Genomic DNA, 17,359 nt, shown 5'->3' on the forward strand with positions numbered 1-17,359 from the left:
GGTCCCCCCTTTTTGATTTGTCTTCTTTAGGTTAGGGGGTGACGTTGGGGGAGGTGCAAGGGGAATTTCAATTCAAAAACAGCAACACTTATTTCAGCGTTGCTGTCCTCCTTTCAAAATATGTATGAAGACGATATTCACATATCTCCTTCGTCCATTCAAATAAAATCTCTTCATCTTCTTTTCTAACATCCATATTTAGAGAAAATACATTTCCATCAAATGATAGTAAACCTTTCGAACTACCACTCCATTTTGTCATTGGCATTGTGGCGATTAGTTTACTAACTTTTTCTTCATCATATTCCCACATACGTTGTGCTTGCTTGTCACTAAAATCTATTCGCTTGCGGTATTCTTGTTCCATTAAAAACTGATGGAAGAATGATGCAACTTCTTGTGGTGAGATAGGATGGTACCATTCCTCTTTTCCGCGTTGTAACATCGCTAACAATAGTAGCATTTTATAACTTTTTGCCATTCCTGTTTTTTCAACTTCTTGCAACCACGCTTCACAATGTAAAAACACTGTTTTTTCAAGTTCTGTTAATTCATCATTCCATGCTAAAAAGCCAACATATGATTTAAACTCTTGGCGATATTCTTTACTCTCTTCTATACCAAGTTTATGTAATTCTAAATATGTAGGTCGACGTCCAAGATCCATTTTTACAGTTTGATAGCTATGTTGCAATTTTTCTTTTCTCGGCATTTTCTTTTTCAGTAATTCATCTAATAACTGCTTTGCTTCTAATTCAAATTCTACTGTACATCCATCTGGCAATATATTTTGTGTACCATTTCCTTTCGTCTTTCCATCATCAACTCGAAGCATTTGCATTTTTATATCTGCATTTCGATAATTTGCAATTAAATCAATTACAACACAATACTCCTTATCCTCATGCAATCGTAAACCACGACCAATTTGTTGCGTAAAAATTGTTAATGATTCTGTTGGGCGAACAAATAAAAGTGTATCGACAGATGGGATATCAACACCTTCGTTAAATAAATCTACTGTGAAAATAGCATCTAGTTCATTATTATCCAGCTGTTTAATCGCATCTTCTCTCGAAATATGTTTTGTTTCCGAATGGAGTGAAATTGTACTATAACCGTTCTCATTAAAATATGTAGACAAAAAGACTGCTTGCCTAATACTAGAGCAAAAGACAATTGTTCTAGTTTTCTTATATTTCTTCCAAGCTTCTAAAATATTTAAGGCAAGTTCCTCTCTTAACTGAATTTGCACAAGTTCCTCACGATCATACTTATTGCCTATCCAACGTATTTGTGAGTAATCGGTATCATCATATACTCCATAATAATGAAACGGAGATAACCATCCACGCTGAATCGCTTCCATAAAATCAATTCGATATGCAACATTCCCATCACAAATCGAATAAATATCACGAAAATCATTTCGATCTGGTGTTGCCGTTATTCCCAATAAAAAGTCAGGGTTAAAATAATCTAGCACTCTTTGATAACTGTTAGCTGCAGCATGGTGTAACTCGTCTACAATAATAAGGTCAAAATCATTAGGTGAAAAGTTTTCTAAGTAACGCTTTCTACTCAACGTTTGAATAGAAGCAAAAACAACATCCTTCTCGCCTTCTTTTTTCTTCCCATTATAAATCCCCGTAGCCTTATTATCGATTACACGTAGAAAAGATTTTTCTGCCTGATTTAATATTTCTTCTAAATGCGCAATAAATAAAACTCGCTTAAAACGTTTTGCAAAAAAAGCAGCTAAATACGTTTTACCAAGTCCTGTTGCCATGACAACCATCGCTTTGTTGTATCCTTCTTCCAGTACATTCTCTAATTGTTCCAATGCAGGTAATTGGGCAAAGCGTGGTGTAATCTTTGTTTCATATACAGCTGATTCCTCTAATTCCATTTCTACTCCTGATCTCGCAGTATAATCCTCTTGTCCCGAGGGAATCATCATTTCAATCTCTTCTTGCTTTGTCCAAGTTCGGACTAAATTCGAATGAGTTGTATGAAATTCTTCATACTCTTTACGATATTGTTTAATTGTTTCTATATTGATAGGCTGCGTTGCTTCATTCATATGAATATGTAAAAATTGATCAATCGCCTCTGAAAAAGCTTCCTCTCCAACACTCTCTTTCACAAGCAAGCTCCATTCCACACCACTTGTTAACGCGGAACGAGACATATTAGAAGAACCAACAATCATAACTCCGTCGCTCTCACGCTCAAATAAATAAGCCTTCGGATGAAATGATTTCCCTGCACTCCTCCACAGTCGAATCTCAATATCAGGATGAATGTCATACAATTTCTCTAAAGCATCTGGTTGCGTAATATACAAATAATCTCCTGTACAAATCTTAATATCTATATTCTTTTCTGCTGCTGCCCGCAAAAGAGGGACTAAGGCATCTACCCCCGATTTCATAACAAACGAAGTTAAAATATATATCGATTTTGCATCATCCATATAGCGCTCTAGCTTATGGATCAAATTATTCGTAACGAGCTGGACATTAGTCATCATGTACCTCAACTAAAAAAATTCTCTCCTGAAAGCCACCACGCTTTTCTGCCTTCTGTTTACGTACTTGCTCAACATCCTCTAACGTTACGCCTTCATATTGTGCTAATGCATTCACTAACTCTAATAAATCAGCTAATTCCTCTACTTTATGCTCTTTACTTTCAGCCCCTAAATACTCAGCTAGCTCCTCTTGTGTTTTCTTGCTCACTTCTTCTATATATTCTTTTTTATTTAGTATTCTAGTTGTGAATGTCTTTCCGTTATTCTCAATAATTTCTGGTATGCGATCTCTTACTAATTTGTTGTAGATTGGCATTTGAATTCCTCCAGGATTAGGGTTTTAATGCTCTAATTATACCATATAAGATTTAATTCTTTTCTTTCTGTTTACATGGGATAGCTACTTAAACCATACATTTTAATCCAATAAATAAGGCTGTATCAAAAACATACTACGATGTCATTTTGATACAGCCTTATCTTATCTACTAATACTACTATCACACTAATCATTTTTGAGCTATACAAGCATTAAAAATTCAATCTACCTACAAAACATTAACATCCTTTAAATAATCATAAAGCTTATTATCAACCGATTTCTCCATAATCATATTCATCGTAACAACCGGTAGTTCTTTTCCATTTTTATCTTGCATTTCAGTTTGTTCTACACTTGCTTTATCAGGTTTCGCTTTTCCTAAATAGTAAAAATCGCTTCCCTCGTCATCATCTTTTTTCACAAAAATATGAACATCAATATTATTTTCTTTAGCATCAATAATTGGTTGAACTTCCTTTGACTCTAATGTTCTATTACTTCTTGTATACCATTTCAAAACATCTTGATTTAGGAATTCATCACCATAGTTCACACTCGATTCTACCTCATCGTTTTTATGATATGTGACAAATATTGGGCAAGTAGAGTATTTGGTTTTATAGCCATACATAGTTGAAGTCTCATCAACGTGCCAATTTAAAAGTTTACATGCATCTTTTCTTGAGTATTTTTTATATATAGTAAGGTTACTATCGCACTCATAGTTTTTGTTCTTTTCTTTCGCACTTTTAATGATGTCCATTACCATATACTTAAAGTATCCATTCTGTTTTAAACTTTCTCGGATTAGATCATTAAACATGTACGTATTATCTTCTTGCAGTACGAGAATTGGCTTTTCACCATATTTTTTCTGGTTATTCTGTGTGAAAAACGATAACTCAAAAACCCGCTGCACAGACGTAATCGTATCATCATCTGTTAAGCAATTAGATTCTTCAAGTTGTTTTATATACTCATCCTTATCAACTTTTTCTTGCTTTAATAATAAGTCTAACAAAACGATTTCGTTTTTACGTTTTCCATTTAGTACTTCCAATGAAAGCATCGTTAAAACTTTATTTTCGTACTCTGTTAATGTAGGGACATCTTCTTTCATTTTCAATAAGAACTGATAATAGTTCGAATATCCTTCTGCAAGTACAACTGGATCAATAGAATGGTTTACTATAAAGTCATATAGATATGGAGTTCTTCCTATTCTATTTTTCAACTCAGCAAAAGCTTCCCTCAATACTTTCTTTTCTTTTAAATTACTATTATTAATCGCTTTAAAAATTTGCTTTTTCGCTATCTCTTCAAAGTTAACTGTTGAAATACCTTTAATATAACTCGTATCATTTGTATATCTACGTATATTATCTTTATTTTGTGATCTATCTCCTGAAAGAGCAATCGGAATTAAATAGTTATTTTTATAATTTCCAATAAAATCAATGATCGTAACAAAATCTTTTGAATCGTGTTTTCGAAGTCCACGCCCCAGCTGCTGTATGAAGATAATACTTGATTGAGTTTGTCTTAACATGACAACTTGATTCACACTCGGAATATCAATTCCTTCATTAAAAATATCTACTGTTAAAATATAATCCAGTATGCCATTTTCTAATTGATTCACCCGCAGTTCTCTTTCCTCTTGGGAATGATCGCCGGTTAATGCAAATGTGCGAAAACCTCTATTATTTAAGGCATATGATAATTGTTCTGCCTCATCTTTTCGGCTGCAAAACATTAATCCTGTTACTTTCTCACCAGAATAACCATAGTATTTTACTTTTTCAACTACATGATCCACTCGCTCTTCCGTAACAAGTTTAGATAAAGCAGTAGTGTCATCTATCTTTTCACCATTATATTCAAAATCAGTAACTCCAAAATAATGAAAAGGACAAAGCATATCTTCTTCAAGTGCTTCTTGCAATCGAATTTCATAAGCAATATTGTAATCAAATAGCTCATAAATATTAAAATTGTCTGTACGTTCAGGCGTAGCAGTCATTCCCATTAAAAATTTTGGTTTAAAATAATCAATAACTCTATGATAAGAACTAGCACCCGCTTTATGAACTTCATCTATTAAAATATAATCGAATAGCTCAGGATCAAATTGTTGTAAAGTGTCCTCTTTTGAAATAGTTTGGATCGTCGCAAATAAATATTTAGCATGCACTTGCTTATTTGATCCTGATAAAACTCCAAAGTCCTCATCGGCTCCGCCAAGAACCTTTTGAAAATCTGATTTTGCTTTATTTAATATTTGCTCTCGGTGAACAATAAATAGCATCCGTTTAGGTGCAAAATTTCTAACATCAAATGCTGAAAGATATGTCTTCCCCGTTCCTGTTGCAGAGATAACTAATCCTTTTTCTTTTCCAGCGTCTCGAATAGCTTGTATTTCTTTTAACGCAGCTTGTTGCATTTTATTTGGAGTAATTTTCAATGCTTCTTCAATTGCATTATGATATTGACCAGGTAATTCTATAACTCGATCTAGTAACTTATTTTCTGCAACTTGTTCATATATTGTTTCGTAATTTCCAATCAACTCTTCAGTTAAAATTTGAGAATGTTCCCAGACTTCTTCAAATTGATTTTTAAAATGCTGTACTATCTCTCCATCTTCATGCGATGTTAACTTGACGTTCCATTCATAATTTACCTTCAAAGCATGTGCAGTCAGATTTGAACTACCGACAATTAATGAACAATGTGTTTTATTATCAAATATGTATCCCTTTGAATGAAAACCAGATAAGTTTGTTAATCTTACTTCTACATTTTCAAGTTTCATTAACTCTCTAAACACTTTTGGTGTATTAAAATTTAAGAATGTAGATGTTAATATACGTCCTTTAACCCCTTTTTGTTTAAGATCAAGGAAATGTGACTTTAAAGTCGCTAGCCCACTTTCCGTAATAAAAGCCACCGAGAAAATAAAGGCTGTACTATTTTCAAGCTCTTCCAGCAATGAGCTTAAAACATTTTCATTTTTCTTCGTATTGTTTACTAATAATTTAGGCTTATATATTCCAGGATGATTATGTTTTTGATTAATAAATCCTTTATATAAAGACCCTTCTAACTTTTGAATGAAATTCTCCATATGATCACCATTTATGACAAATTTTTATACTAATTGTATTACTCACTGATTTAAAGTGCAAATTTATTAAAATAAAAAAACTATCCGCATAAAACGAATAGTTTTTAATCAAATTACTTTACAATCGATTCTTTTGATAATTTCTCAATAGTTGGGATATCCGCAGGTGCCCATTCTAAAGCTGCTAGTTCATTCGGATATAACCATTTAATTGCTACGTGCTCAGTTAGAACCGGACTTCCTTCAACAAGTTTACAATAGAAAGTTTTCAAATGAACAATACCAAAATCATACTCATAGGCTGTATAATCAATTTGCTCACCAATCTGCACGCTACAATGCATTTCTTCATCAATTTCACGCTTTAACGCCTCTTGAGGTGTTTCTCCCTCTTCTATTTTCCCACCTGGAAATTCCCACATAAGAGGTAGCGATTTAGATGGTCCTCTTTGTGCACATAAAATTTTCTCATCTTGAACAATTACTGCTCCAACAACATAAATATTTTTCTTCATTATGTCCTCCTTAAATCTCACAGAAACTCTATACTTTATGTTTCCACACTTTATAGACTGAAAAATGCCTTTTATATCTTTTAACGACTAATATATTTTTAATCAGTAAGCTAGATTTTATCTATCGCTATCTAGCCCTTTTAATGCAATTAGCCTAACACTCTCATCTCTTTTATATTATATAGAAGTAACTACAAAAATAAAGCCCGATTGAACACTTCCCTCTTACGCCTCTTTTTTCACCATTTTCTCATACCTAAAATCACACTCCTCCAAAAACCCCCTAGTCTCCCCACTCCCCTTATAAAAACTCTCCCACCCCTGCTCCCTCAAAATCCCCTTCCAACTCTCACTCTCCACCATCTTCTTAATCACACCATCCCAATAAGCAACCTCTTCCTCCGTCATATCTTTCGGGCCCATAATCCCTTTCCAGTGTTGGAAGACAACGTCGATGCCTTGTTCTTTCCACGTTGGAATTTCTGGTAGTCGGTCTAACCGTTTTTCAGAGGATACGGCTAATATTTTTATTTTGCCTACTTTGTATTGTTTTTCGGCTTCAGATAGTGTCATGGTTGCGGCATTAATTTGTTTGTTCGTTAGGGCGTTTATGATTTTTTCTTTGTTTTCGTAGACGAAGAATTGTAGTTCGGCTGGATTTATGCCGAAGGCTTTGCTTACTTGCACGAAGGATAGGTGATCGTCGTTTCCTAGGCCTGGGGCAACGCCGATTTTAAAGTTTTTCTTGTCTTGTTTTAGTTGTTCCATTAGTTGATTTGCGTTTTCTATGTTTGAGTCTTTTGATACGACTACGACTTCCCAGTCCGATGCGAGTAGCGCGAGCGGTGTGAAGTCTTTATATGTTAGTTTACTGTGGCCTAGCAGGTTGTTCGTTATGAGTAAGCTTGAGTTAATCGCCAGTACGTGACCGCCTTTTTGTTTCGTATATTTCCATCCGACGTCACCGCTACCACCAACTTTGTTTGTGACTGTGATTGGTTTTGTGAAGATTTTTTCTTCTGTTAGTGTTTTTTGCATTGCCCGTGCTGTTAAGTCCCATCCGGCTCCTTGAACGTTTGGCGCAACGATTTCGACTTTGTCTATATTTACTGTATTCGTTTGATTTTTTTCCGAGGAACAACCAGCTATTATTCCTGTCATGATCCATATACATAGTAATAATCGTTTTTTCATAGCCCTCGTCCTATTCGGTACTTTCGTTCTGGTCGTCCGATAATGCCGTATGTGTACTCTACTGTGCATTCGTTTGTCGCTACTAAGTATTCTAAGTATCTTCTCGCGGTTGTTCTGGAGGCTCCCATTTGTTCTCCCATTTCTTCTATTGTAATGCCCGCTTCGAACCCTTTTATAATGCCTTTCACTTTTTGCAGTGTTAACGGATCAACACCTGTCGGTAAGTTTTTTATGTTTTGTGTTTGTGAAATACCGAAAAAATTATCGATGAGCGCTTGATTTACTTCATTGTTACTATGTAATAATTGCTTCTTTCTTTTATAGTCTTCAATTGTGCGAACAAATTTTTCTAACGTGACCGGTTTTATGAGGTAGTTGCTTACACCATTTCGAATTGCTTTTTCTAACATATGGTTTTCATTTGCCGCAGTAACCATAATGACGTCAACGTTTGGAAAGTCAGCATGGATTTTCGGCAATAAGTCTGTACCAATTCCATCTGGTAAGTAGTTATCTAATAGAAGCAAATCGATTTCTTCTCTTTGTAATAGTTCCATCGTTTCTTTTGCATTCAATGCTTTTCCGATCACTTTTACATCCTTTATTCTCAATAAAAACTCCTCTTGAATTTGCGCGACGCGGAAATCATCTTCTGCAATTGCAACCTTCAACATATGCCCATCCCCCTGTTTGTTATGTACTTTCTCTCAATGTTTTCGGAAGGTAAATTGTAAAAATAACTCCCCCATTTTTCTCGTTTTGAATTTCAATTGTTCCCTCTAGTAGATCTACCATTTCTTTCACGTTTGCTAGTCCGTAACCACGATCAGTTCCTTTCGTTGAAAATCCTTTTTGAAAAATGGTCGTTATTTTTTCTGCCGGTATCCCTATCCCGCTATCTATCACTTCAAACACAATATCGTGCCCAATATCCGTAACAAAGAAGGAAACACTCTTTTCCTCTCGTTCATTCACCGCATCAAATGCATTATCGATTATGTTTCCAAGGATCGTAATAAGATGCGACACTTTTATATGGTCTGGTAACGGATGAAGTGCACTATCTCCTTCAATATGAAAATCAATTTTCTTCTCAGACGCTGTTCCGAGTTTTCCTAATAAAATAGCTTGTACTTTCGCATCATGAATTTGATGGAATAAAATATGGTTTTGGCTTTGATGAATGTTAGATTCTTGTTGGATAAATTCAATTGCTTCTTTGTAATGTCCTAACTGAAGTAATCCTGATAAAACGAAAAGTTTATTTGTAAATTCATGCGTTTGAGCACGTAAGTCCTCTGAATACTTTCTTACCTCAGATATTGTGTTCACAAGGTTTTGCAGTTCTGTTTTATCTCTAAAACTACATACAATACCTACTGTATTATCATTTTCGAGTATTGGTGTCATGTTTAAAATAAATACTTTATCTTGAAACGCGATTTCTTGATCGGTTTCTAGCGCTCTTTCCATATTAAAATCTGGTAAAACTTTTGAAATGTGCTGCTGCATATAATCATCATTTACATGTAGCATTTCTTCTGCCGACCTGTTCATCATCGTAATAAAACCATTTTGATCAATGGCGATAATCCCTTCTTTTATAGATAGTAGTATCGCGCTTCGTTCCCGGTATAACGCTGCGATTTCATTCGGCTCTAAACCGAGTGTATCTTTACGAATGCTACGTGCTAAAAGAATGCCACCAACAATTCCGGCTAGTAATACCGCTAAGGAAAAGAGTATAATTTCTTTCGTTCTGCTCAATATGTTAGATTCAATACCTTTTATTAAAAACTCTACTGTCACAACGCCTACTACTTGATCGTAGTCTCCGTTATGAACAATAATAGGTGCCTTCGCCATTAAAGCCGGACCACTTACACCATTTCCTTCGAGCGTATAATAACCACCAAAAGTGAGTGCTTCATAGTTATATGGATTGTTACTCCTTGTACCAATTAACTCCGAATTAGAATGGGAATACATAACCCCATAGCGATCTTCCACAATTACATAATCTGCACCAGCTTGCTCGCGAACTTGTTCCGCAATGGATTGGATCGTACTTTTATACTCATTATTTTGAAAAGCATCTTTTATAGCTGGCATAAAAGAAAGAGATTTAGCCGTTTGTAGTGCTAGCTGTTCCACTTGACGCTTCGTATCAACGGACTGAATGTAAACAAATATTCCCGCTAATAGGAGAACGACAAATAAAATTAACGCGATAATTAAGCTTACTATTTTCGTTTGCAATGACACTTTGCGTGATTTTTTCATGCTTCATATCCTTTGATAAAATATTCGAAACTATCAATCTCCTTTTTCTATTATTATGACAAAACTGAAAATGAAGCAACTATTAAAAATATCCATGTACATAAAGTACAAAAAGAATAAAATTGTCATAATATTGAGATTTCAAACGAAGGACAGTACAATTCAAATACAATGAACACGCTTTCATATATACCTTTTATTACTAAGCAAGAGGAGGAATTATTATGGCTCAAGCAAAATCTAACCGAGTCGCCGGCAATATTTTCAAAGGTTCTGTCGGCAATTTAATTGAATGGTACGACTGGTACGTTTACTCTGCTTTTGCTGTTTATTTTTCAGCAGAGTTCTTTCCTAAAGGCGATCCAACGAGCCAGTTACTGAACACAGCAGCTATTTTCGCAGTTGGATTTTTAATGCGCCCTATCGGAAGTTTACTAATGGGACGTTATGCGGATCGGCACGGACGCCGGGCAGCATTAACACTTTCGATTACGGTTATGGCCGGTGGTTCTTTAATTATTGCCTGTACACCGAGTTATGAAAGCATCGGGATTATGGCGCCTATTATTTTAGTTCTTGCTCGTTTATTACAAGGATTATCACTTGGCGGAGAGTACGGAACTTCCGCAACGTATTTATCTGAAATGGCTAGTAGTGGTCGCCGTGGTTTTTATTCAAGCTTCCAATATGTAACGCTCGTTGCTGGACAGATGGTTGCGTTAGGCGTTCAAATTGTTCTTCAGCAATTACTAAGCGAACCAGATATGAAAGCTTGGGGATGGCGTATTCCATTCATTATTGGGGCGATGGGCGCAGTAGCTGTATTATGGCTTCGCCGCACGATGGATGAATCAGAGCAATTCTCAAACATAAAATCACAAAAACGCGAAAGCGCAGGAACCATTAGCGCTCTTATGAAACATCCGAAAGCAGTATTAACAGTAGTCGGCCTAACACTCGGAGGCACTGTTGCATTCTATACGTACACAACATATTTACAAAAGTTCATGGTAAACACAGTCGGCCTTCCGAAAGAAATTGTAAGCTGGATTAACTTTGTCGCACTACTTATTTTCGTCGTACTTCAACCAATTGCAGGACTATTATCCGATAAAATTGGACGCCGCCCACTATTAATGGCATTCGGTATTCTCGGAACATTACTAACGGCACCAATCTTCTTCTTCATGGAAAAAACGACAGAACCAATCGTAGCATTTTTACTCATGATGGTCGGTCTCATTATCGTTACTGGTTACACATCGATTAACGCAATTGTAAAAGCAGAACTCTTCCCAACCGAAATTCGCGCACTTGGCGTAGGTTTACCATATGCACTAACCGTTGCGATATTCGGAGGAACTGCTGAGTTCATCGCATTATGGCTAAAGAGTATCGGAATGGAATCACTATTCTACTTCTACGTAGCTGGATGTATCGCCATCAGCTTTATTACGTATTGGCGTATGGATGAGTCATCGAAGACTTCGCAGATTGAGGCGGAGCTTGGTGGTGGGGATACATTAGTTAATAATAAATCTAGCTAAAATTATAAAAGGGTATGTATTCTATGATTTTCATTTATCTGAACTAGATTTTAAATACTTTATCTGAAAGAGTGCCAAGATGGTATATGTGAGTTTGATTTTTTGGGGATTTCTACGGTTAAGCTAAAGATGGGCATAGGGTAGCATCAAGATTTTGCGGATTTACAACATTAAGGATCTATCAATAGGATTTACTCTATTGATAGATCCTTAACTGATTTTACTTCAAATAAGGCTTGCGAGTATCTCTTATGACTTCTCAAAAGATGGTTCTATTGCAAAGTTTCTTAACAGATAGAAAATGAGATGTTTACAGATGAATGTTATGCAACTTCAAGTGATTTTTGTAATTGCCGTTCCTACATGGAATAACATAGATATCCAGAAATTTGATACTGAAATCTAGGATATTCATAAATACTTCGTCTATGCTTCTAAATCCATTTCACCTTCATTTTAATCGTATTACTTAATAGTGATGTGCATTCCTATTAAAACTAATATAGAAATAACATCAATACACTTGTAACAATTCCGACCCAAATGCAGAGAATGAAACAATAACCCATGATATCTTTAATTTTCAATCCCAGTACTCCTAAAAGAGGTAGTGCCCAGAATGGCTGAATCAAATTTGTCCATGCGTCCCCCCAGCCTACCGCCATAGCAATAGTAGCCGGATCTACACCTAACTTCAATCCTGCCGGGACCTGCAGTGGCCCTTGTAAAGCCCATTGTCCCCCGCCGGATGGTGCCAATAAGTTCACCAAACCCGCTGACCAATATGTAAATATATCAAATGTATCCTTTGACGCAATGGATGCCATCCATTCAATGATTGAGCTTCCCAATCCTGAACTACCTAAAACAGCGATAATCCCCGCATAAAATGGAAACTGTAGGATAATTGGAGATATGGATTGCGCAGCTTCTTTGAATCCTTGTGCAAAGTTGCCAAGAGAACCATGCAGGAGCAAACCAAGTGACAAGAAAAACAAATTAATGATATTTAAATCTAAACTATGACCGTTTATGAATTCATAAACACAATACAACGTGCCGATTACGCCTAATACTATTCCTAAAACGGGTGTCCATTCCAGTTTTTCCGCAGGAGTTAATTTTTTTTGAGCAGGTTTTACAAAAGAATTTGTATCTGTTTCGAGTGCTTTATACCTGATAATCCCACTTTTTGGAGCCATAAGTACAATAATAATTGGCATCGTGATGAATAGAGCGAAAAAAATAATTAGAGTAGAATAACTAAAGATTGTTTGTGAGGTAGGAATAATTCCAATCATATCTATAAGAAAATGATCCTTTGTGGCAATTGTCAGGCCAATAGAACTAGAGAGACCTGCGCTATATAAGGCTGTCGGAGCATAAGCAGCTGCTACAAGTAATGGAAAATGTGCATTCGGATTCTTTTTCGCCACTTCCTTCGCAATGATCGCTCCCACAACTACAGCTAGTCCCCAATTGATATAGTATGCAATTGCACTAATCAAAAATGTCATCGTATAAGCCTTTTGAGGTGTATCGGCCAACTTTGCAACGGACTGCAAACCTCTATTAATAAACGGGACAGAAGCTAGCGTCATTCCTGTAACCATTAGCAATACCATTTGCATTGTAAACGTTAAATAAGTCCAAAATCCATCCCCCCAAGATTTTACGATCTTGTACGGATTTGAGGGATTCATCAACAAAGCTATAATGAAAGTAAATAAAGTAAGCAGCACAGCAATAACAAAGGCATCCGGGACATATTTCTGAGACCATCTCGAAAATACATTTGCACACCGTGTAAGCAATGATTCTTTCTTTCCTGGCTCTGTATTTGTCTCCAATAAGGAATGTTTCATAAATATTCTCCTTTCTAAATTTTAATAAGGGAACTATAAATATCATTCCACAAAAGAAAATAAAACCCTTTTGCACTTGTAAATTCTTCTCCTACTAGATTTAATGAAGTTTTTCATCTCTATCTGCTATTTCCACCTCTTAATCCGCTTCTATGTTTATACTAGAAAAATTCAATTTTTATGCATTCTTCATACATCCCTCATGTACTCCTGTCCTCTATATCTTATGTTAATAATTACTTGTCACAATTCTTCCAAACAAGATCCATTAACACAGAAGAACCCAACCCCTACAAAAAAAGACCACCAAAAGGCAGCCCCCCAATCAAAACTCAATCCTATTCCCCACTCCCTGCTTCACCGCTTTCTCATACAAATACTTCGCAACAATAATATCCACCACTGCCAAACCAACCGATTTGAAAACAGTAATCTCTTCATCGCTTTCGCGGCCTGCTTTTTCCCCGCTTATAATTTGACCAAGTTCGGCGTGGATGTCGCTAGCTTTGAATAAATCTTCTTGTATCGGAACTTGAAGATCACCCGTTTCTTCTAATGCTGCCTCTTTTGATTCGATTACTACTTTTGTTGCGCTTACGATGGCGTGGGATGGTAGTTCTTGCATGCTTGGTCTGAATGAGCCGACGGCGTTTACGTGGACGCCTTTTTGTAGTTTTTCTGAGAAGACTGGTGTGGATGCGGTCGTAGTTGTGACGATGATGTCTGCTTCGCTTATTGCTTCATTTGGATTTGTATGAACATAAGCAGGTTTACCAAATTTCTCTTGTATATATTGCGCAAATGCATACGCTTTTTCTTCTGTTCGATTGTATAAAATGACTTTTTCAATACCTCTAACCGCAAATACAGCTTCGGCAATTCCTTTCGCCTGTTCTCCGGTCCCGATAATACATAAAGTTTTTGCGTTATGACGAGCTAAATGTTTTGTCGCTACTCCTGATAAGGCGCCTGTTCGAATCATCGTTAAGTACGATCCTTCTAAAAGTGCAAGCGGTTCTCCCGTTTGAAAGTCTGATAGCATCACAATCCCGTTTATCGTTTTCTTTCCTATCTTTTTGTTCTCGGGGACTACTGTTACTACTTTTAAGCCAAGTGCCTCAAGTCCTTCCGCTACTGAAGGCATAATTAATGCCGTATTTTTCTCATTCGCAAATGGCAGTGAAGTACGTATTGGTGTGATCGTTCTTTCTGCGGAAAATTCTTGTAAAGCAAGCGCCGCGTATTCAATGACTTCGTTCATATTTACTAAGTTTCGTTGTTCGTTCGCGCTTATAACTAGCATATCTTTCCACCTCCTCCTCTTATCCTAACAAAAATCCCCGATTCAAATCATCTCTCGGGTCTACAACGAACTGATGAAACCCTGTAATAAATGCATGCCCCGTTACTTTCGGAACGACAGCTTCATATGTATGTACCGCTGTTACCGACAATACTTCCCCTTCGAATTTTCCGTCAGTAATGCATTCGTGGACGAAAATTTCTCCCTTTTGCAAGGCATCTTTTTCAAAAAGGGTTGCGATTCTTGCGGAAGTTCCTGTGCCGCAAGGAGAGCGATCTACTTGTCCGTCAGCAAAAATTGTTACATTTCGTAAAGTTGCGTCTTCCCCCTTCGGTTCATCTGAGAAAATAACGCCGTATATTCCTTTTAAACCTTCTTCAAGCGGATGCTTTACTTCCATTCGGCTCTCAATGTAGTGCTTAATTTTACCGCCCCAAGTTTGAATAGCAGATAAGTCTTTGAAATCGACTTTCAAACCAAATTCTTTACTATCCACTACAGCATAAAAAGCTCCGCCAAATGCGATATCTACTTGAAATTCATAGTCATCTATTTTAATAGGAACGTCTTTTTTGTATACAAATGAAGGAACGTTTTCAAATGATACGGACTCTACTTCGCTCCCGTTATATTTTGCGTACGCAACCACTTCCCCAGCAGGGCTATCAATAATGAACTTTTGTTTTTCACCTGTCACTTCAAACATACCTGTTTCAATTCCGACTGTAATAACAGCAATAATGCCGTGCCCACACATCGTACTCCAGCCTTCATTGTGCATAAATAATACACCAAAATCAGCGTGAGCACTTGCTGGTGGTGTAATGATACAACCGTACATGCCGTGATGCCCTCTCGGTTCATACATAAGAACCTCACGAAGATGATCCAAATGTTCCATACAGTATGCACGTCTTTCTAACTGCGTTTCTCCTTTTATTTCTGGCACGCCGCCTGTAATAATTCGAAGTGGTTCCCCAGCTACGTGCGCATCAATTGTCGTGTACACTTTGCTAACCTTCATTTCTATCTCTCCCCTATATGTTGATACTATTTCCTTTGCAAATATCATGCCAACGCATAGGCGATAAATTTGTATACATTGTTTAAAAAAGCATACACTACTGTCTATTTTTTTATACACGATCCGTAAGCTATTTTATGGAACACCTTGATACAACCAGGCTTATTATTTTCAATGGAAAGTTACTTCCACCCCCAACATATACTGTTCAAAAGCAAAAAGGAAGTGATCCAATGTACTACGGAACAAAAGGCTGGTACGTAGCTGAACTAAAGAAATTAGGCGTGCGCTATCATGAAGGACGCAAACTAGAAAGTTACCGCGGGCATATCTTACGCAATTTACTAACTGCAGAACAAGAAAAAACAAAAGAAAAGTAATTTACTAACAAAGCGATATCGAACGATTCTCGAAATATATCAACGATTTTTCAAATATATCGACGATTCGACATGGGATATCGACTTATCGACAAATTCCAACAAACAACACCCACAAACTGCCAACTAATCACACATCAATACAAAGCAAAAAAAGGTCACCCAAACGGGTGACCTTCCTTTCTTATTCACAAACAAGAATTTGTCTAGAAAATGATCCTTTTCTTGTGATACAGCGATCTGTAATTTCGAATCCTGCTTCATGGATCATGTCGTCCATCGTTTCCATCGTGACAACGACTACCTTTTTAGCGATGCGGCGCGCGCTTGAAAGAATCGAGAATTGGTCTTCTGGTGTTGCGTGAGTGAATAAATCATACGGCATATCGATAATGGCAACGTCGTAGTTCTCAGTAATTTCTTCAATTGGGCCTTTTGTTACTGTTCCTTCAAACCCGAAATGCGCGATGTTTTTTCTCGTTCCAAGAACCACAAGTGGATTTATATCTCTACCAACGATATTAATCCCCATAGAAAGTGCTTCTACTACTACTGTTCCAATGCCGCAACACGGGTCAATTGCTCGTACTCCCTCTGGATTAGGCACCGCAATATTTGCAACTGATCTCGCAACACGTGTACTAAGAGAAGTCGAATAGCTATGCGGTTTTTTTATGTGATGATACCAAACTGGTTCACTTTCTACATAGTGCCCGAAGTACCAGCGTCCTCCAAGAGGAACAATCCCGAATACACGCTCTGGATTACGAACATCAGCTTCTCCTTCAATATGCATGCCAAGGTCTCGTTCAATCAGACGTCTTTCCCCATATTCAATTTTATTCTCTCCAACCAGGTCATTGATTTTAACGAAGATAACTTTAAACGACGCCCCCGCCAAATCAATTTGTTCCACTTGTTTTAGAATACTCTCTAGGTCGTCTCCTTCATACATAACCTCAACGCGCTCTTTAATAAACGCACTTCTACTCGGTTCAATTTTGACATTACTTTTCAGAATATTAACGTGAGACTCCATTCCAAAGAACGAGCGCATTTCCAAGTAACATAAAGCACGCTCCTCCTCGCGAAATGCATACGTATATATACATGCAGGTGTTTTACTATGATTATTCAATCTATGATCATCCTCTATCGTTTAAAATTGTTATGATTACAATTGCTACAATACTTTTCGTATAAAATTAAATGATATCACATGCCGGAAATAAAGAGAAACGTTAATAAATAAAAGAGACTGCCTGT

The 17,359-nt window shown here is 36.7% G+C and carries 13 protein-coding genes; 2 read left to right on the forward strand and 11 right to left on the reverse strand.

Going from position 1 to position 17,359, the window contains the following annotated elements:
• Positions 1-88: 88 nt before the first annotated feature.
• From V7S50_RS32860 to V7S50_RS32890, 7 genes are all read right to left on the reverse strand, one after another.
• Positions 89-2,530 carry a DEAD/DEAH box helicase family protein gene (locus V7S50_RS32860; RefSeq protein ID WP_242256692.1) on the reverse strand — a complete coding sequence of 814 codons (2,442 nt, stop codon included), beginning with the start codon at positions 2,528-2,530 and terminating at the stop codon, positions 89-91.
• Entirely contained in the window at positions 2,523-2,849 is a 327-nt protein-coding gene (locus V7S50_RS32865; RefSeq protein WP_242256670.1) for a nucleoside triphosphate pyrophosphohydrolase, read from the reverse strand. Before V7S50_RS32865 ends, V7S50_RS32860 begins: the two co-directional genes overlap by 8 nt.
• A 232-nt stretch (positions 2,850-3,081) precedes the next feature.
• Positions 3,082-5,982, reverse strand: coding sequence for a DEAD/DEAH box helicase (locus V7S50_RS32870; protein WP_336376807.1), 2,901 nt, complete (start codon positions 5,980-5,982; stop codon positions 3,082-3,084).
• 113 nt (positions 5,983-6,095) lie between these two features.
• A complete protein-coding gene (locus V7S50_RS32875) occupies positions 6,096-6,497 on the reverse strand; it encodes a (deoxy)nucleoside triphosphate pyrophosphohydrolase (RefSeq protein WP_000739608.1) in 402 nt (133 codons plus the stop codon).
• Positions 6,498-6,722: 225 nt separating this feature from the next.
• Positions 6,723-7,691, reverse strand: coding sequence for a tripartite tricarboxylate transporter substrate binding protein (locus V7S50_RS32880; protein ID WP_242256674.1), 969 nt, complete (start codon positions 7,689-7,691; stop codon positions 6,723-6,725).
• Positions 7,688-8,365 (reverse strand): response regulator, encoded by a 678-nt coding sequence (locus V7S50_RS32885; protein ID WP_242256676.1) that lies wholly within the window; start codon positions 8,363-8,365, stop codon positions 7,688-7,690. Before V7S50_RS32885 ends, V7S50_RS32880 begins: the two co-directional genes overlap by 4 nt.
• A 19-nt stretch (positions 8,366-8,384) precedes the next feature.
• Positions 8,385-9,974, reverse strand: a complete 1,590-nt coding sequence (locus V7S50_RS32890; RefSeq protein WP_242256679.1) for an ATP-binding protein — start codon at positions 9,972-9,974, stop codon at positions 8,385-8,387.
• Between the two features lie 224 nt (positions 9,975-10,198).
• Between V7S50_RS32890 and V7S50_RS32895 the strand changes: the two genes are divergently transcribed.
• Complete coding sequence (locus V7S50_RS32895; RefSeq protein ID WP_242256680.1) at positions 10,199-11,521, forward strand: MFS transporter; 1,323 nt, start codon at positions 10,199-10,201, stop codon at positions 11,519-11,521.
• Positions 11,522-12,018: 497 nt separating this feature from the next.
• On the opposite strand, the gene V7S50_RS32900 is transcribed toward V7S50_RS32895, so the two are convergent.
• From V7S50_RS32900 to V7S50_RS32910, 3 genes are all read right to left on the reverse strand, one after another.
• Positions 12,019-13,386 carry a short-chain fatty acid transporter gene (locus tag V7S50_RS32900; protein WP_242256682.1) on the reverse strand — a complete coding sequence of 456 codons (1,368 nt, stop codon included), beginning with the start codon at positions 13,384-13,386 and terminating at the stop codon, positions 12,019-12,021.
• 325 nt (positions 13,387-13,711) lie between these two features.
• Positions 13,712-14,689, reverse strand: coding sequence for an ornithine cyclodeaminase family protein (locus V7S50_RS32905; RefSeq protein ID WP_336376806.1), 978 nt, complete (start codon positions 14,687-14,689; stop codon positions 13,712-13,714).
• A gap of 19 nt (positions 14,690-14,708) precedes the next feature.
• Positions 14,709-15,761, reverse strand: a complete 1,053-nt coding sequence (locus tag V7S50_RS32910) for a proline racemase family protein (RefSeq protein ID WP_242256686.1) — start codon at positions 15,759-15,761, stop codon at positions 14,709-14,711.
• Between the two features lie 89 nt (positions 15,762-15,850).
• Here V7S50_RS32910 and V7S50_RS32915 point away from each other — a divergent pair, with 89 nt between their 5' ends.
• The gene (locus V7S50_RS32915) at positions 15,851-16,093 is read left to right on the forward strand and encodes a YflJ family protein (protein WP_242256688.1); all 243 of its coding nucleotides are present in this window, start codon (positions 15,851-15,853) and stop codon (positions 16,091-16,093) included.
• Positions 16,094-16,277: 184 nt separating this feature from the next.
• On the opposite strand, the gene V7S50_RS32920 is transcribed toward V7S50_RS32915, so the two are convergent.
• Positions 16,278-17,231, reverse strand: coding sequence for a TRM11 family SAM-dependent methyltransferase (locus V7S50_RS32920; protein ID WP_242256690.1), 954 nt, complete (start codon positions 17,229-17,231; stop codon positions 16,278-16,280).
• Positions 17,232-17,359 lie beyond the last annotated feature (128 nt).

Source organism: Bacillus sp. CCNWLW194, assembly GCF_037120585.1.
Taxonomy (GTDB): domain Bacteria; phylum Bacillota; class Bacilli; order Bacillales; family Bacillaceae_G; genus Bacillus_A; species Bacillus_A basilensis.